The organism is Massilia sp. UMI-21, assembly GCA_015277795.1.
Taxonomy (GTDB): Bacteria; Pseudomonadota; Gammaproteobacteria; order Burkholderiales; family Burkholderiaceae_D; genus Telluria.
On sequence record CP063848.1, the window covers coordinates 1,170,133 to 1,192,270 of the forward strand.

Below are 22,138 nucleotides of genomic sequence, written 5' to 3' on the forward strand. Positions count from 1 at the left end.
ACAATCAGGAACAATAGGACAATACGATGATCGGCCGTCTCTCCGGAACCCTGCTCGAAAAAGCGCCGCCGCACGTGCTGGTGGACTGCAACGGCGTCGGCTATGAAGTCGACGTGCCGATGAGCACTTTCTACAACCTGCCGCATACCGGCGAGAAGGTGGTGCTGTTCACCCACCTGGTGGTGCGCGAGGATGCGCACCTGCTGTTCGGTTTCGGCAGCGCATCGGAACGGGCCTTGTTTCGCCAGCTGATCAAGATCACCGGCATCGGCGCGCGCATGGCCCTGGCGATCCTGTCCGGCATGTCGGTGGCCGACCTGTCGCAGGCGGTCACCTTGCAGGAAACAGGCCGCCTGGTGAAGGTCCCGGGCATCGGCAAGAAGACCGCCGAGCGCCTGCTGCTCGAACTCAAGGGCAAGCTGGGCGCCGACATCGGCGTGGTCGGCGGCGCGGTGCGCGACGACACCCAGGTCGACGTGCTCAATGCGCTGGTCGCCTTGGGGTATTCTGACAAGGAAGCGCTCCTGGCCATCAAGAACATGCCGGCCGGTAGCAGCGTTTCCGACGGCATCAAGTTCGCCCTGAAGGCCCTCTCCAAAGCCTAGGCACAAGCATGAGCATCCAGACCGACAACTTTACCGAGCAGCGCGTCATCGACGCCGCGCCCGCTTCGCCCAACGAGGAGGCGATCGAGCGCGCCTTGCGTCCCAAGCAGCTGGACGAATACGTCGGCCAGTCCAAGATCCGCGACCAGCTCGAAATCTTCATCTCGGCCGCGCGCAAGCGCCGCGAGGCGCTCGACCACACGCTGCTGTTCGGCCCGCCGGGCCTGGGCAAGACCACGCTGGCCCACATCATCGCGCGCGAGATGGGCGTGAACCTGCGCCAGACCTCGGGCCCGGTGCTGGAACGCCCGGGCGACCTGGCCGCGCTGCTCACCAACCTCGAAGCGAACGACGTGCTGTTCATCGACGAGATCCACCGCCTGTCGCCGGTGGTCGAGGAGATCCTGTATCCGGCGCTCGAGGACTACCAGATCGACATCATGATCGGCGAGGGCCCGGCCGCGCGTTCGGTCAAGCTCGACCTGCAACCCTTCACGCTGGTCGGCGCCACCACCCGCGCCGGCATGCTGACCAACCCGCTGCGTGACCGCTTCGGCATCGTGGCGCGCCTCGAGTTCTACAACGTCGAGGAGCTGACCAGGATCGTCACCCGCAGCGCCGCGCTGCTCGAAGCCCCGATCAAGGAGGAGGGCGCGCGCGAGGTGGCCAAGCGCGCGCGCGGCACGCCGCGTATCGCCAACCGCCTGCTGCGCCGCGTGCGCGACTATGCGGAAGTGAAGGGCACCGGCGAGATCACGGTCGACATGGCCGACCGCGCCCTCAAGATGCTCGATGTCGACACCGTGGGTTTCGACGTCATGGACCGCAAGCTGCTGGAGGCCGTGCTGTTCAAGTTCGCCGGCGGCCCGGTGGGCATCGGCAACCTGGCTGCGGCGATCGGCGAAGCGGCCGACACCATCGAAGACGTGCTCGAACCCTACCTCATCCAGCAGGGCTACCTGCAGCGCACCCCGCGCGGGCGTATCGCCACGCCGCTGGCGTATCAGCATTTCGGCGTCACCGCGCCGCGCATCAGCCCGACGGGCGACTTGTGGGACAGCCTGCCGCCCGCCTGAGCGGGTGTCGCGCGCCGATCGGGCTGCCCTGACGGAGGAGGGCGCGGGAATGCTTGCGCTGCAGTTGGCGACCGAAGCTTTCCCGGAGGAGAGCTTGCGCCACGATGTGAGGACTGTCTGCCGACGCCTTGGCCAATGCAGCGCCGGGGTGAGGGTCATGCAGGTCCGCGATCCAGGCAGTTTTTCAACATCACCTTAGTCCCGGTCTCCCGCCATCACAGGCGCCCCGCGCATGATCCCACCTCCCACCCTGGTCGAGACAATGGTGGATCGAAAGTGGAGTTCGCACCCAGAGGAAAAGAGCTACAAAGCCGACTAGTAACAGTGATAGCAGGAGAATGGCAGTCACTCGCTTCACTCTGCTAGCCAATCTCGGCCGTGCATTCCGATGCGGCTCGCGACCGAAGTCGACGTTCCAGGCATGACAGCTGCTCCTGACGATTACTTGTGGTTAGCTGAACGGGCCGCCCAGTCATCCCAATAAGTTCTACTAGCGGTCGTGAGTTCATCGAAGGACACAGGCGCACCTGAGTCGAGATAGATTGACGCGGCTCCGTAATCGATAGTAAGTGTGCCCATTACGCAGTTGACGATCACAGACTCGGTCCCTTTTTCGGCGCTGACGATTTCAGGCTCCAACGCGACGATGGCGTCGAAGTCTTCGAGTGGCGAAGAATCGTATTCCTGATACACAAACCGCTTGCAATCGAGAAGGTCAATTTTGAAACCCGCGCCTTTTGTGGGGAATTGCTGCCGCAAGTATTGAATTGATATTCGAACCGACACCGTTCCAGGAACTGTCCCCGTAATGGCTTCAAGACCGCCATCGTGCAATAGCCCCCAAAAGGTCGATTCTGCGTTCTCATCCATAGAAGGCCCAATTTCATTGTATTGCGCAATGCGCCAGGGTCCGCTGTTGGCCCAGCCTGTGTAAAAACACAGGACGGTGTAAACGAACCCGGCTGGGTTAACGTTGAGGGAGTATCTCATCACCAGGGTGTTAAATGAAGCGCTTTATCGAAGGCGAAGACCGTGGGCAAGGCACGCTACTGCCAGAGCACCTGGATGACTACGTCACCGAAAACAACCCGGTTCGGGTGGTCGACGTATTCGTCGATGAGCTTGACCTGGCCAGTCTGGGTTTTGCGCGGGTGATACCTGCAAAGACTGGCAGGCCAGCGTACCACCCGGCTGTACTACTCAAGCTCTACATTTACGGCTACCTGAACCGCATCCAGTCGAGCCGCAGGCTCGAGCGCGAAGCGCAGCGCAACGTCGAGCTGATGTGGCTGACCAGGCGCCTGACCCCGGACTTCAAGACGATAGCGAACTTCCGCAAGGACAACGGCAAAGCCATTCGTAATGTCTGCAGGCAGTTCGTCGTCTTGTGCCAGCAGCTGGATCTGTTCTCGGATGCAGTGGTGGCGATCGACGGCAGCAAGTTCAAGGCCGTCAACAGCAGCGACCGCAACTTCACTGACGCCAAGCTTAAGCGCAGGATGACGGAGATCGAAGCGAACATCAGCCGCTACCTGACCGAACTCGACACGGCAGACCGGCAGGAGCCGGCTACTGCACAAGCGAAAAGCGTTCGCCTGAACGAAAAGATCGCAGCGTTGAAATCACAGATGGCTACGCTCAAGGAAATCGACGAGTACCGCTGCCCGGCTGGCGAAGCCTTGATATGGCGATTTTCCAGCGTCGAAAAAGGCATGACGAATCACCGCTACTAGAGCTCGAACTGCAAGGGCTGCCCGCTCAAGGACAAGTGCACGCCGAGCACTCAGCGGCGCGTGACGCGCTGGGAACATCAGGATGTGCTCGACGACATGCAGGCACGTCTTGAACAGACGCCCGACGCCATGCGCATCCGGCGTTCAACCGTCGAGCATCCCTATGCCACGATCAAGGCATGGATGGGATCCACACACTTTCTAACGAAAGGCCTGGAACGTGTGAAGATCGAAATGAGCTTGCATGTGCTGGCTTACAACTTTAGTCGTTTGCTCGCGCTGCTTGGCATGCAGGGAATGCTGGCGGCGATTAGGGCGTATGCCCGTTTTCTGCCGCCAATCGGGCTGTTTGGAGCGTTCTTGCTGCTGGTCTTGCCGAGGACTGGAAAACGGGGCGGCCAAGGCTATGGCGCTTCTATAAGCTTTTGGATAGGCCGTGAGCCGTACTATTCGGCTTACGGATCCAGTTAATGAGTTTTTACACAGGCTAGGCCGATAGCGGACAGTCGATACAGTTCAGTGTATGCCCTTGTTGTCTTCCGAGCAAACGAAGGTTTCGCCAGCACTCGACACCGCCCCGCATGACAATTGTCATGACAATCCGATGGCGTCTGCTTCTACAGGCGCCATCGCGTTCTTCGCATACTGCTTGCACACCAACCCATGCGAGGAACACATGAAACCCATCGCCCTGAAAGCGCTCTCCGCCGCCGTCATCCTGGTGCTGGCCACCGCCGCCAACGCCGCGCCCACCCTGGTGCAGGATGTCCGCGTCTTCGACGGCGAGCGCGTGCACGCGCGCCGCTCGGTCCTGTTCGACCAGGGCGTGATCGTCGACGCGGATTTTCGCGGCGCCGCGCCCCGTGACGCGCGCATCGTGCACGGCGCCGGGCGCACCCTGCTGCCGGGACTGATCGACGCCCACACCCACGCCTTCCGCTTTTTCGAGTTGCCGGTGCTGTTCGGGGTAACCACCCAGATCGACATGTTCACCGAGCCAGGCCTGATGCAGCGGACCAAGGACGAGATGGCGCAGGGCGGCAACCACGCGCATGCCGACCTGTTCTCGGCCGGCACCCTGGTCACCGCGCCGAACGGCCACGGTACCCAGTTCGGCGTGCCGATCCCGACCATCACCGGACCGGAGCAGGCCCAGGCCTTCGTCGATGCGCGCATCGCGGAAGGCTCGGACTTCATCAAGATCGTGATGGAAGGCGGCTATGGCTTCAAGTCGCTCGACCTGGCCACCGTGAAAGCCGTGATCGCGGCGGCGCACATGCGCGGCAAGCTGGCCGTGGTCCACATCAGCAACGAACAGGATGCGCGCGCCGTGCTGGAGGCCGGCGCCGATGGCCTGGTGCACCTGTTCCCGGGCGGCTCGGCCGATGCGCAAGGCCTGGCGCGGCTGGCGCGCAGCAAGGGCGCCTTCGTGATCCCGACCTTCGCCGTATTGGAAAGCATGGCGGCCTATCGCGGCGACGACCTGCTGGCCAATCCGCAATTTGCCAGCCTGCTCGACAAGGATGCGCAGGCGCCGCTCAAGGCGCGCTATGGGAAGGAAGCGAAGCCGGCGCTGCTGGCGGCGCCGAAGGCGGTCACCCTGGCCATGCACAAGGCCGGCGTGCCGGTGCTGGCCGGGACCGATGCCGGCAATCCGGGCACCCAGTACGGCATCAGCATGCACCGCGAGCTGGCGGCCCTGGTCGAAGCCGGCCTGACGCCGGTGCAGGCGCTCGCCGCCGCCACCAGCGCGCCGGCCAAGGTCTTCAAGCTGGGCCGGCGCGGCCGCATCGGCAGCGGCTACAAGGCCGATCTGCTGCTGGTCGAGGGCGACCCCACCAGCGACATCCTGGCCACGCGCCGCATCGTCGAGGTGTGGAAGGATGGCGAGAGCGCCGCGACCCTGGCCGACGACCAGCGCCGCCAGGTGGCCAAGGCCGCGCAAGCGGCAGGCAAGCCCCTGGCCTTGCCCGCGGACGGCCGCATCAGCCAGTTCAGCAAGGAGCGCCTGGCCAGCCCCTTCGGCATGGGATGGGCCGCGTCCACCGACAGCTTTGCCGGCGGCAAGTCGCGCGTGAAGCTGGCCGTGCAGCCGCCCCTGGCCGATGGCCAGGTGCCGCTGGCGATCGAGGCGAGCGTGGCGCCGGGCCTGCCTTTCGCCTGGGCCGGCGTGGCCTTCATGCCGGGAGCGCAGCCGATGCAATCGGTGGACCTGAGCGCCGCCGGGGCGGTGCGCTTCAAGGTGCGCGGCGACGGCAAGGTGTACCAGATGATCGCGATGTCGCAGGGCGTGCAGATCCCGGGTGCGAAGAGCTTCACGGCCGGGCCGGAATGGATCGAGGTAACGGTTCCTTTCGGCGAGCTCAAAGGCATCGATCCGGCGGCCGTCACCATGTTAGGATTCAACGCCGGTCCACAGCCGGGCGACTACCGCTTCGAGATCGCCGACGTGCGCCTGCTGGCGCGCTAAGCCTAGCCGACTTCAACCAATGAACAAGATCAAGCAGATGCTGGCAGGACCGTGGCTCCCGCCGGAAGAGGGCAAGATGCCCTACCTCTGGCTGTTGAGCCTTGCCTACATGGGCTGGAAGTACGCCTATGTGCGGCCCGGCGCGCTGGAGCTCGGCATGCTGGTCCTGAGCCTGGCGCTGTTCGTGCCGCTCTACCTTGCCAGCTACCGGGCGCGCGGCTGGCAGGTCGCCGCCTGCATGCTGGGGGGCTGCCTGCTCGGCGCCGCCTGGGTGCGCTGGAACCCGGGCGCAGCGACCTTCTTCATCTTTGCCTGCGCCATGGCGGCCCGCATCGTCGACATGAAACGCGCCATGCTGGCGATCGGCGGCGTCATCGTGCTGGCGCTGCTGGCCTCCCTGCAGGCGAGCGGGAACATGCAGATGCTGTTCCTGATGCCGATCCTGACCGCCGGCCTGCCGGTGGGCCTCGGGTCCGTCATGGATGCACGCCTGCGCCGCTCGCGCCAGGCGCTGATGCGCAAGCAGGAAGAGGTCGAGCACATGGCCACCATCGCCGAGCGCGAACGCATCTCGCGCGATCTGCACGACCTGCTGGGGCACTCGCTGTCCCTCATCGCGCTGAAGGCCGAACTGGCGCGCAAGCTCGCGCACCGCGACGCCGACGCCTGCGCGCGCGAGGTGGGCGACATCGAAAGCAGCGCGCGCCAGGCCCTGGCCGAAGTGCGCGCGGCCGTCACCGGCTATCGCGAGAAGGGACTGGCAAGCGCACTGGCGAGTGCGCGGGCCAGCCTGGCGGCGGCCGAGGTCGGGCTGGAAGAGCAGGTCGAGCGCTTCGCGCTGGCGCCGGCCGCCGAGAACGTGCTGGCGCTGGCGCTGCGCGAAGCCGTCACCAACGTGGTGCGCCACGCCGGCGCGCGCCGCTGCAGCGTGTCGCTGTCGCTGGAGCATGGCGTGGCCGTGCTGCGCATCGCCGACGACGGCCAGGCGCGCAGCGAGGGCGACATCCGGCATGGCAACGGCCTGCGCGGCATGCGCGAACGGGTGGCCTCGGTCGGCGGAAGGCTGGCGCTGCGCGCCGGCGCCGGTCTCGAACTCGAACTGCGCGTGCCTGCCGCGGTGGGCGCGGCAACGACGTCGGGAGCCGCCGCATGATCCGCATCCTGCTGGCCGAAGACCAGAACCTGGTGCTCGGCGCCATGGCCGCCTTGCTGCGGCTCGAGCCCGACTTCGAGGTGGTCGGCACCGCCACCAACGGCAAGGAAGCGCTGGCCCTGTGCGAGCGGCTGGCGCCCGACATCGTCCTCACCGACATCGAGATGCCCCTGATGACCGGGCTGGAACTGGCTGAGCAACTGAAAGAACGGCGCCTGCCGGCCAGGGTGATCGTGGTGACCACCTTCGGGCGCAGCGGCTACCTGCGCCGCGCGCTGGCGTCCGGCGTGCGCGGCTACCTGCTGAAGGACGCGCCGGTCGATGCGCTGGCGGCGGCGATCCGCGCGGTGCATGGCGGCGGCCGCGCGATCGCGCCCGAACTGGCGCTGGAAAGCTGGAGCGGCGGCGAGGATCCGCTGACCGAGCGCGAACGCCAGGTGCTGCGCCTGGCCGGGGAAGGGCGCAGCAGCGCCGAGATCGCGCGCCAGGTGCACCTGTCCGAAGGAACGGTGCGCAATTACCTGTCCGAGGCGATCAGCAAGCTCGATGCGGCCAACCGGGTCGACGCCTACCGGATGGCACGCGACGCCGGCTGGCTGTAGCCGTCCGCGCCCCGGCGCCTGTACTAGGTCGGCTCGATGCGGCGCAGCCCCGGCAACTGGCCGCGGCGCTGCCGTCCTTCGCGGGCGCGCAGGCGGCCGGGGCTGGGTTGCTTCAGCTGCATGAAGGCCAGCAGCAGCGCGAGCAGCAGGGTGAAGCAGAGCAGTGCGCCGCTCATCCACATGGCGAGCGGCTCGGCACTGCCCCACAGCAGCGCCACGCCGGCCAGCAGCGGCGCTACCAGCAGCATGGTGCACAGTCGGCCCAGCGCGGGCGAGCGCTTGATGCGGTGGCCGGCCATGGCGATGAAGAAGAAGCTCGATGCCGCCGCCAGCAGCGCCACCAGCAGGAAGGCGGCGTGCGGAAGGTCGGGGAAGGCGCTTCCGTTCGGGAACAGCACGGCCGGCGGCGCCACCAGCACCAGTACCCCGGCGAGCAGGCAGGCAAGACGCAAGAAGATCATCTGGTATTTCCTCGTATTGAAGTCGGGTATGACCCAGCAATACGAGAAGTTACCAAAAATACAATTTCAATGACGCACGGCTGGCGCCGGCGATAAAAAAAGCGGCCCGTAGGCCGCTTGTGACGCTTACTGTTCGCGGACCCAGGTCTGCGAACGGCCGAACATCGGTGCGCCGATGTAGCCGCGCACTTCCAGCTTGCTGCCGTTGTCCTTCAGGGTGGCCTTGCTCCGGTAGGTCTTGCCCTTGGCCGGATCGAGGATCTCGCCGCCGGTGTATTCGTTGCCGTCTTTCTTGAGACCCCACAGGATGGTCATGCCGATGATCGGCTGGTCCTTGCGCGCGCCGTCGCAGGCGGTGCACTTCGGGTTCTGGTCCTGGTCGGCCGGACGGAACAGCTTCTCGACCTTGCCGCTGAGGGTGCCGTTTTCCTCGGTGATGCGCACCAGCGACTTCGGTTTCCCGGTTTCGTCGTCGATCGTTTTCCACATGCCTGCCGGGGAAGCGCTTTGCGCCCACGCCGCCGCCGGCATCGCGAACATCATGGCAATCAGGCCAGCCTTCATCAGTTGTCGCATCTTGGGGTCTCCAGAATCGTTATTGGTAGCGCAGAGTGTAGCAAACCCTCAAGGCCAAGTGGATGGCGGAATCAGAGGATTCATTCCAATCGCCACAGTCGGCGCAATGCATGCATATATTGACAACATTGCGGCATTTTGGTGATATGCCGGTCGGGTCGACGTCGATACGATCCCGCATTCTTGATAGAGGACCCGCATACGTGAAGCGCTTTACCTGTCTCCCCCTCGTCCTTCTCGGCACGTTGCTATCGGCCGGCGCCGGCGCCGCGGCCGCCGACCTGCCCGCGCCGGCCGCCGCCATGAAGGTGCATGACCTGGCCAGCGGCTTCACGGCCGTGTTCGACCGCAACGCCGGCAAGCCGGACCAGGAATTCATCCAGGACTTCAAGGCCAGCGTCGCGTCGCGCCTGCCGGGCTTCTATGGCGCCGGGCGTTTAACGGCCAGCGCAGCGCGGCCCAGCGCGACGTAGACCTGGCCAGGGCCCGGGCCGAGTTCCCGGCGATGCGCGACGCCTATGTGCAGAAGGTCGCCCGCTTCACCCGGGAACTGCCGGGACACATCGCCAGCTTCCGCGCCGCCTTCCCCGACTATCCGGCCAAGACCGACGTCTGGTTCCTGCACTCGCTCGGCGAGATGGACGGCGGCACCCGGACCTTCGACGACCGCACCCACTTCATCTTCGGCGCCGACGTGATGGTCAAGGTCCACGGCCAGGGCGATGAAGCGGCCTTCTTCCACCATGAACTGTTCCACGACTATCACGACACCGGCTGCAAGAGCGAGCCGGTGTGGGTGTCGCTGTGGGGCGAAGGGCTGGCCACCTATGTGTCGAAGCAGCTGAACCCGACCGCGAACAATGCCGAACTGCTGCTCGACTTCCCACCCAACCTGGTCGCGGATACCCGCAAGGAGCTCAAGCGCGCCCTGGACGACGTCCATGCGAAGCTGGACAGCGAAGACCGCAGCGATTACGCCGGCCTGTTCTTCGGCCGCGATGGCGGCGCGGGCGGCCTGCCGGCACGGCGCGGCTACTACCTGGGCTACCTGGTGGCCGAAGAGATCGGGAAGGACCTGAGCATCCAGCAGATGGCAAAACTCGATTGCGGTGCGGCGCGCACCGCGGTGACGGCGGCGCTGGAGCGCCTGCGCAGCGCGCAGCGATAAAAAAACGCGGCCGAAGCCGCGTTTTCCTGTGCAGCGGGACTGATTACGCCGCCGGCAGCTTGGCCAGCTGTTCCTGCATCTTGGCCAGGGTCGCAGAGAAGTTCGCCACGCGTTCCTTCTCCTGCTCCACCACGGCGGCCGGGGCGCGCGCAACGAAACTCTCGTTGGACAGCTTGGCGCCGGCCTTGGCGATCTCGCCCTGCAGGCGCGCGATCTCTTTCGACAGGCGCTCGCGCTCGGCGGCGACGTCGATCTCGACCTTCAGCATCAGCTTGGTGGTGCCGACGATCGACACGGCGGCCGGCGACTCCGGCAGCGCCTCGACGATCTGCACTTCCTGCAGCTTGCCCAGCGACTGGATGTAGGGAGCGAACAGCGCCATGCGGGCGCGGTCCTGCTCGTTGCCCGGCTCGACGATCAGCGGCACGCGCACCGACGGCGACAGCGACATCTCGCCGCGCAGGTTGCGGGTGGCGTCGATCAGGCTCTTCAACTGCTCCATCCAGGCTTCCGCTTCTTCGCTCACGCAGGAGGTGTCGGCCAGCGGATACGGCTGGACCATGATCGAATCGCGGTTCTCTCCGGCGCCCTTGCCGGCCAGCGGCGCGATCGCCTGCCACAGGGCTTCGGTCACGAACGGAATGATCGGGTGCGCCAGGCGCAGCACCACCTCGAGCACGCGCAGCAGGGTGTGGCGGGTGGCGCGCTGCTGCGCTTCGCTACCCTGCTGCACCGAGACCTTGGCCAGTTCCAGGTACCAGTCGCAGTATTCGTACCAGACGAAGTTGTAGATGCTGCTGGCGATGTTGTCGAAGCGGTAGTCGGCGAAGCCCTTGGCGATGTCGAGCTCGACGCGGTTGAGCAGCGAGACGATCCAGCGATCCGCCTGCGACAGGTCGCCCGGCTCCGGCTGTCCGCAGTCCTTGCCTTCGGTGTTCATCATCACGAAGCGGGTGGCGTTCCACAGCTTGTTGCAGAAGTTGCGGTAGCCCTCGCAGCGGCCGAGGTCGAAGTTGATGTTGCGGCCCAGCGAGGCGTAGCTGGCCATGGTGAAGCGCACGGCGTCGGTGCCGAAGGCCGGGATCCCTTCCGGGAACTCCTTGCGGGTGGCCTTGCCGATCTTCTCCGCGGCGCGCGGATCCATCAGGCCGGTGGTGCGCTTGGCCACCAGCGACTCGACGTCGATGCCGTCGATCAGGTCGATCGGGTCGAGCGTGTTGCCCTTCGACTTGGACATCTTCTGGCCTTGGCTGTCGCGCACCAGGCCGTGCACGTACACGGTCTCGAACGGCACCTTGCCGGTGAAGTGGGTCGTCATCATCACCATCCGGGCAACCCAGAAGAAGATGATGTCGAAGCCGGTGACCAGCACCGAGGACGGCAGGAAGTGCTTCATGTCCGGGGTCTGTTCCGGCCAGCCCATGGTCGAGAAGGGCACCAGGGCCGACGAGAACCAGGTGTCGAGCACGTCGTCGTCGCGGCGCAATGTGCCGGTGATGCCGCTAGCCGCCGCCTTGGCCTGCGCTTCTTCTTCGTCGCGGGCGACCACGATCTCGCCGTTCTCGCCATACCAGGCCGGAATGCGGTGGCCCCACCACAGCTGGCGCGAGATGCACCAGTCCTGGATGTTGCCCAGCCACTGGTTGTAGGTGGTGCTCCAGTTCTCCGGAACGAACTTGATTTCGCCGCTGGCGACCTTTTCCAGCGCCACTTCCGTGATCGACTTGCCCGGGTTGAAGGTCCCTTCCGGCGCAGGTTTACTCATGGCGACGAACCACTGGTCGGTCAGCATCGGCTCGATGACCACGCCGGTACGGTCGCCGCGCGGCACCATCAGCTTGTGCGGCTTGACCTGGGCTAGGAGGCCTTGCGCTTCCAGGTCGGCGACGATCTGCTTGCGCGCGGCGAAGCGGTCCAGGCCCTGGTACTGGGCCGGGCCGTTCTCGTTGATCTTCGCGTCCAGGGTGAAGATGTTGATCGGCGCCAGGCCGGCGCGCTGGCCGACCGCGTAGTCGTTGAAGTCGTGGGCCGGGGTGATCTTCACGCAGCCGGTGCCGAACTCCTTGTCGACGTAGCTGTCGGCGATCACCGGGATCTGGCGGCCGGTCAGGGGCAGGCTCAGGAACTTGCCGTGCAGGTGGGCATAGCGCTCATCAAGCGGGTCCACCGCCACGGCGACGTCGCCCAGCATGGTTTCCGGGCGGGTGGTGGCCACGGTCAGGTGGCCCGAGCCGTCGGCCAGGGGATACTGGATGTACCACATCGAGCCGTCTTCTTCCTGCGAGTCGACTTCCAGGTCCGAGACCGCGGTGCCCAGCACCGGGTCCCAGTTGACCAGGCGCTTGCCGCGGTAGATCAGGCCCTGTTCGAACAGGCGCACGAACACTTCGGTCACGGTCTTCGAGCGCGGCTCGTCCATCGTGAAGTACTCGCGCTTCCAGTCGGGCGAGGTGCCCATGCGGCGCATCTGGCCGGTGATGGTGTTGCCCGACTTTTCCTTCCACTCCCAGACCTTCTCGACGAAGGCTTCGCGCCCCAGGTCGTGGCGCGAGATCTTCTGGGCGTCGAGCTGGCGCTCCACCACGATCTGGGTGGCGATGCCGGCGTGGTCGGTGCCCGGGATCCAGGCGGTGTTATAGCCGCGCATGCGGTAATAGCGGGTCAGGCCATCCATGATGGTCTGGTTGAAGGCATGGCCCATGTGCAGGGTGCCGGTGACGTTCGGCGGTGGCAGCTGGATGCTGAACGACGGCTTGCCGTCTTCCATGGTGGCGGTGAAGTAACCGCGCTGTTCCCACTCGGTGCGCCAGTATTGTTCAATGTCTGCGGGCTCGAAAGACTTGGCAAGTTCCATGGTGTGGTCAACTAAAAATTGTGCGAAAAGAACCATTATAGTGTAGATGCCGCTATAATTCGGCCCGCTGCGTCCCGGAAATCCGGACGCGGCGCACGCTAGGGGTCCTGCTGTCGCAAACGCACACATGTGCTTGCGATGGGCGGGTGAGAAATACCCTCCGAACCTGATCTGGATAATGCCAGCGAAGGGAAGCAGTCAGCACACGGCCCAGGGCGCGCACGCGCCTGCCTGGCCGGTCCTGGCACACTCCTTTGCTGGCTCCGCAAAGGAGCCACATGAACGCACCTCTCAGTGCAAAACCCTTGTTCGACGCCGCGACCGCCACGGTCGACCAGGCGGCGATCGCAGCTTTCCCCAACTCGCGCAAGGTCTACATCGAAGGCAGCCGGCCCGACCTGCGCGTGCCGATGCGCGAAATCGCGCAATCGCCGACGCCCGACAGCTTCGGCGGCGAGCCGAATCCGCCGCTGTTCGTCTACGACACCTCGGGGCCGTACACCGACCCGCTGCTTGCCATCGACGTGCGCCGCGGCCTGGCCACGCCGCGCCTGCCGTGGATCCTCGAGCGCGCCGATACCGAGCAACTGCCAGGCCCCAGCTCCGACTACGGCAAGGCGCGCCTGCGCGATCCGGCACTCGCGGCCCTGCGCTTCGAGCTGCAGCGCACGCCGCGCCGCGCCAAAGCCGGGCGCAACGTCACGCAAATGCACTACGCGCGCCAGGGCATCGTGACGCCCGAGATGGAATTCATCGCACTGCGCGAAAACCTGCGCCGCAAGGAATACCTCGCTTCGCTGGTCGATTCCGGTCCGATGGGCGCGCGCGTGGCCAGCCTGCTGGCGCGCCAGCATCCGGGCCAATCTTTCGGGGCCAGCATTCCCGACGAGATCACGCCGGAGTTCGTGCGCGACGAAGTGGCGCGTGGCCGCGCCATCATCCCGGCCAACATCAACCACCCGGAAATCGAGCCGATGATCATCGGCCGCAACTTCCTGGTGAAGATCAACGCCAACATCGGCAACTCGGCCGTCACTTCCTCCATCGGCGAGGAGGTGGAAAAGATGACCTGGGCGATCCGCTGGGGCGCCGACAACGTGATGGACCTCTCGACCGGCAAGCACATCCACGAGACGCGCGAGTGGATCATCCGCAATTCGCCGGTGCCGATCGGCACGGTGCCGATCTACCAGGCACTGGAAAAGGTGGGCGGCAAGGCCGAGGAGCTCAGCTGGGAGATCTACCGCGATACGCTCATCGAGCAGGCGGAGCAGGGCGTCGACTACTTCACCATCCACGCCGGCGTGCGCCTCGCGTATGTGCCGATGACGGCCCGACGCTTGACGGGTATCGTCTCGCGCGGCGGCTCGATCATGGCCAAGTGGTGCCTGGCGCACCATCGGGAATCCTTCCTGTACACGCATTTCGAGGAGATCTGCGACATCATGAAGGCCTATGACGTATCGTTCAGCCTGGGCGACGGCCTGCGTCCCGGCTCGATCTACGACGCCAACGACGAGGCCCAGCTGGCCGAGCTGAAGACCCTGGGCGAACTGACGCAGGTCGCCTGGAAGCATGACGTGCAGACCATGATCGAGGGCCCGGGCCATGTGCCCCTGCACCTGATCAAGGAGAACATGGACCTGCAACTGGCGCAGTGCGGCGAGGCGCCGTTCTACACCCTGGGCCCGCTCACCACCGACATCGCGCCCGGCTACGACCACATCACCTCGGGCATCGGCGCGGCCACCATCGGCTGGTACGGCACCGCCATGCTGTGCTACGTCACGCCCAAGGAGCACCTGGGCCTGCCCGACAAGCAGGACGTCAAGGACGGCATCATCACCTACAAGATCGCCGCCCATGCGGCCGACCTGGCCAAGGGCCACCCGGGCGCGCAGATGCGCGACAACGCGCTGTCCAAGGCGCGTTTCGAGTTCCGCTGGCAAGACCAGTTCAACCTTGGCCTGGATCCGGACAAGGCCCGCGCCTTCCACGACGAGACCCTGCCCAAGGAATCGAGCAAGGTGGCGCATTTCTGCTCGATGTGCGGTCCGCACTTCTGCTCGATGAAGATCACGCAGGAGGTGCGCGCCTATGCCGCGGACCGGGGCGTGGCTGAAGAGGCGGCGCTGGCGCGGGGCATGGAAGAGAAGGCGATCGAGTTCGTGCGTGGCGGCGCGAAACTGTACCGGGAGGTGTGATGCTTGAACTCGAACTGAACGGCGCCCCGTACCGCGTGCCCATCGGGCACTCGCTGCAAGACCTGGCCGGCCAGCTCGGCGTGGCAGGGCAGGCGGTGGCGGTCGCGGTCAACCGCGAAGTGGTGCCGCGCAGCCAGTGGCCGCAGCGGCGGTTGCAGGCCCGGGACAAGGTGGACATCGTGCGCGCCATCGGCGGCGGCTAAGGAGATAACAATGAACGCAATGATCGAACAAGACTGCCTCACCATCGCCGGCCGCCAGTATGCCTCGCGCCTGCTGGTCGGCAGCGGCAAGTACCGCGACCTGGCGCAGACGCGCGCGGCGACGCTGGCCGCGGGCGCCGAGATCGTCACGGTGGCGATCCGCCGGGTGAACATCGGCCAGGACCCGAACGCACCGAGCCTGCTCGACGTGCTCGCGCCGGATGAATTCACCATCCTGCCGAACACGGCCGGCTGCTACACGGCCAGGGATGCGATCTATACGCTGCAGATGGCGCGCGAACTGCTGGGCGGGCGCAAGCTCGTCAAGCTGGAAGTGCTGGGCGACGAGAACACCCTGTTCCCGCAGATGCCGGAGACGCTCAAGGCCGCCGAGGTCCTGGTGCGCGACGGCTTCGACGTGATGGTCTACTGCAGCGACGATCCGGTGCAGGCGCGCATACTGCAGGAAATCGGCTGCGTCGCCGTGATGCCGCTGGCCTCGCTGATCGGTTCGGGCATGGGCATCCTCAATCCGTGGAACCTGGGCCTCATCGTCGAGCAGGCGCGCGTGCCGGTGCTGGTCGACGCCGGCGTCGGCACGGCCTCGGACGCGGCGATCGCGATGGAGCTCGGCTGCGACGGCGTGCTGATGAACACGGCGATTGCCGCGGCGCGCGACCCGGTGCGGATGGCGCGCGCCATGCGCCATGCCGTCATCGCCGGGCGCGAGGCGCACCTGGCCGGACGCATGCCGAAGCGCTTTGCCGCCTCGCCCTCGTCACCGGTCGAGGGCCGGGCGACGGCGGCCGGCGCCTGATGGTGCCGACCGTTCTGGTGTTCGCCGGACTCGATCCCGGCGGCGGGGCGGGACTGGCGGCGGACATCGCCGCCATCGGCGCGCTCGGCGGCCATGCGCTGCCGGTGGCGACGGCGCTGACCGTGCAGGACAACAACCGCGTGCATGAAGTGCAACCGGTCGACGCCGGCCTGGTCCTGCGCCAGGCCGGCGCCCTGGTCGACACCTGCAGCATCGACGCGGTCAAGATCGGCATTCCCGGCAGCCGGGAAAACGCGGCCGCGATCGCCGGGCTGCTGCGTCGGCTACGCGCCGCCGATCCCGGCCTGCCGGTCGTGCTCGATCCGGTACTGGCGAGCGGGCACGGCGACACGCTGTGCAAGGACGACGCCATCGGCGCGCTGGCCGAACTGCTGCCGCTGGCCACCGTGCTGGTGCCGAACCTGCCGGAGGCGCAGGCGCTGGGCGCCGTGCCTTGCGAGCACGTCCTGGTGACCGGCGGCCACGGCGAGGGCAGCGTGATCGTCAACCGCTGGCTGCGCGACGGCATCGAGCAGCGCGCCTGGCGCCTGCCGCGGCTGCCGCACGGCTACCACGGCAGCGGCTGCACCCTGGCCGCCGCGATCGCGGCGCGCCTGGCGCTGGGCGAGGCCATCGCGCAGGCGCTCGACCTGGCGCAGGATTACTGCCACCAGACCCTGGCGCACGCCTTCTGGATCGCGCCGGGGCAGCGCATCCCGCGCCGCATCCTGCATACCCACTGAAAGGATTTCCCTTTGACTCCGAAAAAGCACTTCATGCGCGGCCTGTACCTGGTCACGCCGGACTGGGACGACACCGAGCGCCTGCTCGGCGTCACCGACATCGCCCTGAGCGCCGGCGCGTCGATGGTCCAGTATCGCCACAAGAGCGCCAGCCCGGCCTTGCGGGCAGAGCAGGCCGCGGCCTTGCTGGCGCTGTGCCGCAGCCACGGCCGCCCGCTCGTGATCAACGACCACATCGACCTGTGCCGCGACCTCGATGCCGACGGCGTCCACGTCGGCGGCACCGACCTTCCAGTGGCGCAGGCCAGGATGCTGCTCGGTCCGGACAAGATCGTCGGCGCCTCCTGCTACGGCGAACTGAAGCTGGCCGAAACCGCCCGGCAGGCCGGCGCCAGCTATGTCGCCTTCGGCGGCTTCTACCCTTCGCAGGTCAAGAAATACACGTTCGTGACGCCGCCGGAGCTGGTCGAGGTCTGGCGCGACCGCGTGCCCCTGCCGATGGTGGTCATCGGCGGCATGACGCCGGCCAATGCGGCGCCGCTGGTGGCGCGTGGCGCAGCGATGGTGGCGGCGATCACGAGCGTGTATGCCGCCGAGGACCCCGCCGCGGCCGTGCGCGCATTCTCCGCGCTGTTCCGGGCTGCCCCAACGGGAAAGGATCAGGTCCAGTAGTCGGCGTGCCGGCGCCGTAGTTGCTCGATGTCCAGCGGAAAATCGAGGACCCGTTCGGAGCGTGCCATGGCGAGGGCGGCGTGGTGCCGCGCGGCGCCGCCCATGTGGCCATCGTCGCAACGACCGAGCTCGCCCAGCACGCGCTGCAGGCGCATCGCCACCTCGACCAGGCCGGCGCCGTCGCGTGCAATCGCCGGGAAGGCATCCTCGAACATCTCGTCGATGGCGAGCACGGGCACTTGGATCCGGTCGAATTCGGGCTCGGCCGGCTCAACGGGGCGCGCCCAGTCGACGAACAGGCGGTGCAGGGTGCTCAGGATCCCGATCGCCGTACCGGGGTCGTTGACGCCCGGCGACAAGGCGCGGCAAGCAATCTCGGACAGGACCACCAGGCCGAAACGCGGATCCTCGTCGAACTGGCGCGTGCGGCCGATAACGAACGCCTCGCGCAGGCGCGCCGCCTCGACCGGTCCACTGTCGATGTCGTCGGGCAGCACATAGCCGAGCGGGCGCGACGGAACGATCATGGACCCGGGCAGCACGGCCAGGGTAATCCGCACCCCGCATTTCGCGGCCATGTGCTGCAGGGTCTTCATGTGGACGCGCTGCAGATAGCCGCTGCGCTCGCTGTGGAAGGCCAGGCCGCGGGGTGGTCCACTGGTGGCCAGGCCGCCCAGGTAAGGGTGCTGCTTGCGCCTGGCCAGCGCCGCGGCGCTGGCGTGCTCGACCTTTTCGATGACGGCGCCCAGCCGGCCGAGCCGGGCGATGCTGTCGACCCAGCGCACGAAGAACGCGATCACCACGACCAGGGTCGACAAGGTCAGGATGAACAAGGTGAAGCGCCCGGCCTTGTCGAAATAATCGTTGGTCGTTGCGCTCAGCGCCACGATGGCGAAAATGAAGGCGCCGACGAAGATCGAGAGCGCGTTCTGGGACACGTCGTCCGCCACCACCAGCGGGAAGGCGCGCGCGGTCGCCGATTGCCCGGTCGAGGCATAGGCCGACACCATCGAGGCGACCGCGAAGGTGGCCACCCCCAGCATGCTGGCGGCAATGATCTTGAGCAGGTCGATGATCGAGCCCTGCGCAATTTCGGGCACCTTCCATTCGATGGTGACGGCGTCGGCCACGTGGGCCAGCATCACGCCGGCGATCGACAGGAGGCAGGCGAGCAGGGGCTTGACCCACAGGCGCTCGCGCAGGCGGTTCAACAGGAACTGAAGCTTTTCTAGCATGGCGGCAATCAGGCTGGATGGAGGATACATGCATACGCGCTTGTCGCACGATGGAGCCCAGCCTAGGCGAATCCGCGGCGCCGGTCGGTTCGCTCGGGAACACAGCGTGGACAATCGGGCGGAAGATATGCATCGAATCGCCCCCCGGATGGATTGACCGCATGCCGCCGAGCATGCGATATTGCTTTTCTTGCCATTATCATGAAAGCCCGTTGCATGCGCCTTCACCCGACCAAGCTTCTCTCCGCCCACGTCCTCGCCCTCGGCCTGGCCCTGGCCGCCACCGGATGCGCCCAGCTTCCCGCCGGCGTGCGCAGCATTTCGCCCGAGGCCTTGCGCGGCCACGTTTCCTTCCTCGCCTCCGACGCGCTCGAAGGACGCGGCACGCCTTCGCGCGGGCAGGATGTGGCGGTCGAATACATCGCGGCCCAGTTCCGTAGCGCCGGCCTGGAACCGGCCGGCGACGATGCCTATTTTCAGACCGCGCACTGGCAATACGCCGAACGCAAGCCCGAGGACGTGGTCATGAACGTGTCCGCAGGCGGCGCTACCCTTGCGGTGCCGGCCGGCGGCGTGACCGGCCACTTCCTCGATCCGGTCAAGCTCGCGGCGACGCCGGCGGTCTTCATGCCCTGGAAGGACGCCCTGGAAAACAGCGAAGCCGCCAACGGCAAGGTATTGGTGGTGCCGGCCGCGCCGGTGCCGGGCGCGGCCCGCCAGCTGCAGGAAAAAATCACCGGCAAGCCGGCCCTGATCATCATGATCGACCGCGAGCGGCGCCATGCGTCGGGCACCGGCGGCTGGCTGATCGACCCGGAACAGCCGCCAGCCAAGGGCGCCGTGCCGGTCCTGGTGCTGCATGCCGCCGACGTGGCCGCGGCGCTGGAGAAGGGCGGCGCCACCGTGACGGCGCGGGTGGCCGCGCCAGGCATCCGCCCGGTCAAGCTGCGCAACGTGGCCGGTGTGCTGCGCGGCGCGGATCCGGCCTTGAAGGATTCCTACGTCCTGGTGACGGCGCACCACGATCACGTCGGCATCCGCAACGGCGAGATCTACAACGGCGCCAACGACGATGCCAGCGGCGTCGGCTCGCTCATCGAGATCGCCCATGCGCTGGCCGCCCGCAAGGAGCGCCCGCGCCGCAGCATCGTGTTCGTGACCCTGTTCGGCGAGGAACTCGGCATGCTCGGCTCGAAATACTATGCGCGCCACCCGCTGTTCCCGCTGAAGGACACCGTGGCCAACATCAACCTGGAACAGACCGGGCGCACCGACGACAGCGAGGGCCGTCAGCTGAATTCGATCGCGATGACCGGCTTCGATTTCTCGAACCTGGGCGAGATGCTCAAGCCGTCCGCCGGCCAGACCGGAATCCGCCTGTGGAAGCATGCGTCCTTCAGCGACCTGTTCTTCTCGCGCGCCGACAACCAGTCGCTGGCCGACGTCGGCGTGCCGGCCCACACGCTGTCGGTGGCCTACGGCTTCCCGGATTACCACGGCAAGGACGACACCTGGGACAAGCTCGACTACGACAACATGGCGCGCGTGACGCGCATGCTGGCCCAGGGTGTGGCCGACGTCGCGAATGCGCGCGAGCGTCCGGTCTGGACCAGCGCGCCGAAGGCGGCGGGCTACGCCGCCAAGGGGCGCGCGCTCGGGTCCGGCACGCCGGCCGCGCAGTGAGCGCAGCGGCAGCGCCGTAAAACAAAAGGACGCCGAAGCGTCCTTTTGTTTATTGCAGCGCGAGGCTTAGTTACCGCAGCCCAGCGAAGCGATGCGGTCGCGTGCGGCCTTGGCCTGCACCAGGCCGAAACCGTACTTGGTGTCGCGGCCGGCAGTGCCCAGGTCGAGCGCGCTCTTGGTGAGCGAGGCACGCATCTGCGCAGCGCTACAGGTCGGGAAGTAGCTCCACACCAGGGCCGCCACGGCCGACACGTGCGGAGTCGCCATCGAGGTGCCGTCGAAGTAGGCGTAGTTGCTGGCCTTGATGCCGACGGTAGCGCTCTGGCCCAGCTGGTTCTTCATCGCCGCGCCCTCGATGTCGGTCGCGGTCACCGACGGGATGGTGGTCACGGTGGTGCCCAGCGTGCCGCCGAAGCTGCCTGCCGCGTTGTTGTACACCACGGCGCCGACGCCGCCGCTGTTCTGGCAGTTCGAGACCTTGGTGGCGAAGTCCACGGTGCCGCGCTGGATCAGGCAGACCTTGCCGGAGACGGCGCTGTTGACCGTGTCGCCGATGCCGAAGTCGGCCAGCGGCGCGGTGGCGGTCTTGACCGGCGAGCCTTCCATCGCACCGGGGGCATAGGTGCTGCCGCCGACCGTCAGGACCGCTTCCTGGCCCGACGCCATCGGCACGGTGGACAGGACGCTGACGCCCGGACCGGCCAGCTCGACCTGGCTGTTGTACTGCGAGAAGCTGGCCCACTGCTTGTTCTCGTCCACGGCGCCGACCATCACCACGCTGCTGTAGCCGGCCGGGTAGGAGACCACGGTGTTGCCGTCGTTGCCGGCGGCGGCGACGTTCAGGACGCCTTTCGCGTACAGGCTGTCGAAGGCGCGCTGCTCGGTCTTGCTCGAACGGCCACCGCCGAGCGACATGCTGATCACGTTGGCGCCGGCGGCGCCGCACTTGTTGGCGGCCGAGGCCAGGGTCGACGAATACGCCCAGCCACTCGCGCCGAACACCTTCACGATGTGCAGCTTGAGCTGCTTGTTGGCGTTGACGCCGACCACGCCGGTGCCGCTGTTGTTGATGGCGGCGATGGTGCCGGCCACGTGGGTGCCGTGGTGGTTCTCGTCGGTGTACCACCAGCCGGTGCCGGCGTCGTATTCACCGGTGGCCGGGTTGCTCGACAGGTCTTCGTGGTTGCGGTCATAGCCCGAGTCGATGATGCAGACCTTGCGGTTGGCAGCAAGCGAGTCCGACAGCTGGTCGGCCTGCACCTGCTTGATGCCGTACGGGACCAGCTGGCCCGACGCATACGGGCTGCCGGTCGACGGGCTGGTCAGGGCAAACGGCTTGCGAATGACGTCTTCTTCGATGTACTCGACGTTGGGATTGTTCTCCAGGCCCTTCAGCGCGACTGCCGGCACCTCGATGGCCATGGCGTTCATGCCGAAGATGTCGTGCTTGACCGAACCCTTGGCTGCGGCAACGGCCGACTTCATCTTGGCCGCGGCGCCCGGCTTGAAGGCGACGATGATGCGGGTGGTGTCGGGAGCTGCCGCCTGCACGTTGCCGAGCACGCCGGCAGCGACCAGGGCCGCCAGGCAAACACGAAGGGAACTTGCGCGAGTATTTTTGTCTACCATTAATATTCTCCGTTTGAAAACATATTGTGTCGCCGGGACTCTGTTGGTTCCGTGCGCTGGTTATTTCCGCATACATACATCCGCGGTGAAATTAGTCTATGCCAAAAGTCATACCTCATGCACATGAAATTCAACTGTGCGTAGGAAAGACTTGACATGGAATAAACGGTGTAAAAATTGAAGTGCCAAACAGCGATTGGCGTGTTATCGTTTTTCCCAAACATCTAAAGCATTTTTAGCCCACAACGGCTGCG

The 22,138-nt window shown here is 66.3% G+C and carries 19 protein-coding genes, 1 pseudogene and 1 riboswitch; of the genes and pseudogenes, 14 read left to right on the forward strand and 6 right to left on the reverse strand.

What is annotated here, in order from left to right:
- Positions 1-26 precede the first annotated feature (26 nt).
- Positions 27-605: a Holliday junction branch migration protein RuvA gene (gene ruvA, locus IM543_05180; GenBank protein ID QOY95263.1), complete on the forward strand. Its 579-nt coding sequence runs from the start codon at positions 27-29 to the stop codon at positions 603-605.
- Between the two features lie 8 nt (positions 606-613).
- The gene (gene ruvB / locus IM543_05185; GenBank protein QOY95264.1) at positions 614-1,681 is read left to right on the forward strand and encodes a Holliday junction branch migration DNA helicase RuvB; all 1,068 of its coding nucleotides are present in this window, start codon (positions 614-616) and stop codon (positions 1,679-1,681) included.
- 441 nt (positions 1,682-2,122) lie between these two features.
- On the opposite strand, the gene IM543_05190 is transcribed toward ruvB, so the two are convergent.
- Positions 2,123-2,551 (reverse strand): hypothetical protein, encoded by a 429-nt coding sequence (locus IM543_05190; protein QOY95265.1) that lies wholly within the window; start codon positions 2,549-2,551, stop codon positions 2,123-2,125.
- A 134-nt stretch (positions 2,552-2,685) separates the two neighbouring features.
- Between IM543_05190 and IM543_05195 the strand changes: the two are divergent.
- The 4 genes and pseudogenes from IM543_05195 to IM543_05210 all read left to right on the forward strand — a co-directional run bounded on the left by IM543_05195 (position 2,686) and on the right by IM543_05210 (position 7,639).
- A pseudogene (locus IM543_05195) lies at positions 2,686-3,732 on the forward strand (transposase).
- A 358-nt stretch (positions 3,733-4,090) separates the two neighbouring features.
- Positions 4,091-5,884: a CIA30 family protein gene (locus IM543_05200; protein QOY95266.1), complete on the forward strand. Its 1,794-nt coding sequence runs from the start codon at positions 4,091-4,093 to the stop codon at positions 5,882-5,884.
- 19 nt (positions 5,885-5,903) lie between these two features.
- Positions 5,904-7,037 (forward strand): sensor histidine kinase, encoded by a 1,134-nt coding sequence (locus IM543_05205; protein ID QOY95267.1) that lies wholly within the window; start codon positions 5,904-5,906, stop codon positions 7,035-7,037.
- Complete coding sequence (locus tag IM543_05210) at positions 7,034-7,639, forward strand: response regulator transcription factor (GenBank protein ID QOY95268.1); 606 nt, start codon at positions 7,034-7,036, stop codon at positions 7,637-7,639. Before IM543_05205 ends, IM543_05210 begins: the two co-directional genes overlap by 4 nt.
- 23 nt (positions 7,640-7,662) lie before the next feature.
- Here IM543_05210 and IM543_05215 read toward each other — a convergent pair whose 3' ends face one another.
- On the reverse strand, positions 7,663-8,100 hold the full coding sequence (locus tag IM543_05215; protein ID QOY95269.1) for a hypothetical protein: 438 nt from the start codon (positions 8,098-8,100) through the stop codon (positions 7,663-7,665).
- Positions 8,101-8,226: 126 nt separating this feature from the next.
- Positions 8,227-8,676: a DUF2147 domain-containing protein gene (locus IM543_05220; GenBank protein QOY95270.1), complete on the reverse strand. Its 450-nt coding sequence runs from the start codon at positions 8,674-8,676 to the stop codon at positions 8,227-8,229.
- 203 nt (positions 8,677-8,879) lie between these two features.
- On the opposite strand from IM543_05220, the gene IM543_05225 reads away from it, so the two are divergent.
- Both IM543_05225 and IM543_05230 read left to right on the forward strand, forming a co-directional pair.
- Positions 8,880-9,149 carry a hypothetical protein gene (locus IM543_05225; GenBank protein ID QOY95271.1) on the forward strand — a complete coding sequence of 90 codons (270 nt, stop codon included), beginning with the start codon at positions 8,880-8,882 and terminating at the stop codon, positions 9,147-9,149.
- Positions 9,150-9,181: 32 nt separating this feature from the next.
- Complete coding sequence (locus tag IM543_05230) at positions 9,182-9,844, forward strand: hypothetical protein (GenBank protein ID QOY95272.1); 663 nt, start codon at positions 9,182-9,184, stop codon at positions 9,842-9,844.
- A 43-nt stretch (positions 9,845-9,887) separates the two neighbouring features.
- On the opposite strand, the gene IM543_05235 is transcribed toward IM543_05230, so the two are convergent.
- The gene (locus IM543_05235) at positions 9,888-12,698 is read right to left on the reverse strand and encodes a valine--tRNA ligase (GenBank protein QOY95273.1); all 2,811 of its coding nucleotides are present in this window, start codon (positions 12,696-12,698) and stop codon (positions 9,888-9,890) included.
- A gap of 90 nt (positions 12,699-12,788) precedes the next feature.
- Positions 12,789-12,908, forward strand: a riboswitch (TPP riboswitch).
- Positions 12,909-13,042: 134 nt separating this feature from the next.
- Here IM543_05235 and thiC point away from each other — a divergent pair.
- The 5 genes from thiC to IM543_05260 are packed head-to-tail and all read left to right on the forward strand — an operon-like array spanning position 13,043 to position 17,337.
- Positions 13,043-14,902: a phosphomethylpyrimidine synthase ThiC gene (thiC, locus tag IM543_05240; GenBank protein ID QOY96530.1), complete on the forward strand. Its 1,860-nt coding sequence runs from the start codon at positions 13,043-13,045 to the stop codon at positions 14,900-14,902.
- Positions 14,902-15,105, forward strand: a complete 204-nt coding sequence (gene thiS, locus IM543_05245; GenBank protein QOY95274.1) for a sulfur carrier protein ThiS — start codon at positions 14,902-14,904, stop codon at positions 15,103-15,105. Before thiC ends, thiS begins: the two co-directional genes overlap by 1 nt.
- Positions 15,106-15,115: 10 nt before the next feature.
- Positions 15,116-15,922: a thiazole synthase gene (locus IM543_05250; GenBank protein QOY95275.1), complete on the forward strand. Its 807-nt coding sequence runs from the start codon at positions 15,116-15,118 to the stop codon at positions 15,920-15,922.
- Positions 15,922-16,665 (forward strand): hydroxymethylpyrimidine/phosphomethylpyrimidine kinase, encoded by a 744-nt coding sequence (locus IM543_05255; protein ID QOY95276.1) that lies wholly within the window; start codon positions 15,922-15,924, stop codon positions 16,663-16,665. Before IM543_05250 ends, IM543_05255 begins: the two co-directional genes overlap by 1 nt.
- 33 nt (positions 16,666-16,698) lie before the next feature.
- Positions 16,699-17,337, forward strand: coding sequence for a thiamine phosphate synthase (locus IM543_05260; protein ID QOY96531.1), 639 nt, complete (start codon positions 16,699-16,701; stop codon positions 17,335-17,337).
- On the opposite strand, the gene IM543_05265 is transcribed toward IM543_05260, so the two are convergent.
- Entirely contained in the window at positions 17,325-18,584 is a 1,260-nt protein-coding gene (locus tag IM543_05265) for a DUF2254 domain-containing protein (protein ID QOY96532.1), read from the reverse strand. The genes IM543_05260 and IM543_05265 overlap by 13 nt on opposite strands.
- A 204-nt stretch (positions 18,585-18,788) precedes the next feature.
- Between IM543_05265 and IM543_05270 the strand changes: the two genes are divergently transcribed.
- Positions 18,789-20,255, forward strand: coding sequence for a M20/M25/M40 family metallo-hydrolase (locus IM543_05270; protein QOY95277.1), 1,467 nt, complete (start codon positions 18,789-18,791; stop codon positions 20,253-20,255).
- A 66-nt stretch (positions 20,256-20,321) separates the two neighbouring features.
- Here the strand turns inward: IM543_05270 and IM543_05275 are convergent, their stop codons facing one another.
- The gene (locus IM543_05275) at positions 20,322-21,884 is read right to left on the reverse strand and encodes a S8 family serine peptidase (GenBank protein ID QOY95278.1); all 1,563 of its coding nucleotides are present in this window, start codon (positions 21,882-21,884) and stop codon (positions 20,322-20,324) included.
- Positions 21,885-22,138: the final 254 nt, after the last annotated feature.

Excerpts from the sequence above, each read along its gene's own strand:
- IM543_05210 (QOY95268.1), top strand. The coding sequence starts at position 7,034 with ATGATCCGCATCCTGCTGGCCGAAGACCAGAACCTGGTGCTCGGCGCC.
- ruvA (QOY95263.1), top strand. The coding sequence starts at position 27 with ATGATCGGCCGTCTCTCCGGAACCCTGCTCGAAAAAGCGCCGCCGCAC.
- thiS (QOY95274.1), top strand. The coding sequence starts at position 14,902 with ATGCTTGAACTCGAACTGAACGGCGCCCCGTACCGCGTGCCCATCGGG.
- ruvB (QOY95264.1), top strand. The coding sequence starts at position 614 with ATGAGCATCCAGACCGACAACTTTACCGAGCAGCGCGTCATCGACGCC.
- IM543_05220 (QOY95270.1), bottom strand. The coding sequence starts at position 8,676 with ATGCGACAACTGATGAAGGCTGGCCTGATTGCCATGATGTTCGCGATG.
- IM543_05230 (QOY95272.1), top strand. The coding sequence starts at position 9,182 with ATGCGCGACGCCTATGTGCAGAAGGTCGCCCGCTTCACCCGGGAACTG.
- IM543_05270 (QOY95277.1), top strand. The coding sequence starts at position 18,789 with ATGCGCCTTCACCCGACCAAGCTTCTCTCCGCCCACGTCCTCGCCCTC.
- IM543_05255 (QOY95276.1), top strand. The coding sequence starts at position 15,922 with ATGGTGCCGACCGTTCTGGTGTTCGCCGGACTCGATCCCGGCGGCGGG.
- IM543_05250 (QOY95275.1), top strand. The coding sequence starts at position 15,116 with ATGAACGCAATGATCGAACAAGACTGCCTCACCATCGCCGGCCGCCAG.
- IM543_05200 (QOY95266.1), top strand. The coding sequence starts at position 4,091 with ATGAAACCCATCGCCCTGAAAGCGCTCTCCGCCGCCGTCATCCTGGTG.
- IM543_05235 (QOY95273.1), bottom strand. The coding sequence starts at position 12,698 with ATGGAACTTGCCAAGTCTTTCGAGCCCGCAGACATTGAACAATACTGG.
- IM543_05275 (QOY95278.1), bottom strand. The coding sequence starts at position 21,884 with ATGGTAGACAAAAATACTCGCGCAAGTTCCCTTCGTGTTTGCCTGGCG.
- IM543_05215 (QOY95269.1), bottom strand. The coding sequence starts at position 8,100 with ATGATCTTCTTGCGTCTTGCCTGCCTGCTCGCCGGGGTACTGGTGCTG.
- IM543_05260 (QOY96531.1), top strand. The coding sequence starts at position 16,699 with ATGCGCGGCCTGTACCTGGTCACGCCGGACTGGGACGACACCGAGCGC.
- IM543_05190 (QOY95265.1), bottom strand. The coding sequence starts at position 2,551 with ATGGATGAGAACGCAGAATCGACCTTTTGGGGGCTATTGCACGATGGC.
- IM543_05205 (QOY95267.1), top strand. The coding sequence starts at position 5,904 with ATGAACAAGATCAAGCAGATGCTGGCAGGACCGTGGCTCCCGCCGGAA.